The sequence below is a fragment of the Sphingomonas sp. AC449 genome (assembly GCF_979253475.1).
On record NZ_CEEDCZ010000115.1, the window covers coordinates 1 to 232 of the forward strand.

The window sequence follows — 232 nt, forward strand, 5'->3', positions numbered from 1 at the left end:
GCTCGACGGACACCCGCTCGACCCGGGACAATTGGCGGCGCGGGCGAGCGACAGCCGCATCAGCATCACATCGGTCTGTGCCGCGAGCGGGTGCCGCGACACGAAGGCACGCGCGGCGGCTGGCCGGTCGCGCTCGACATAGGACGACAGCCAGCCGCGCTGTTGCTGCGGATCGCCCTGCATCGTCTGCTGCCGCAGCCATGCGACATCGTCCGCACCGGGCCGCGGTCCC

At 72.4% G+C, this 232-nt stretch carries 1 pseudogene; it reads right to left on the bottom strand.

Annotated elements, in window-relative coordinates:
- Positions 1-232: pseudogene (locus AC0CH3_RS18035) on the bottom strand (hypothetical protein); the annotation flags it as partial.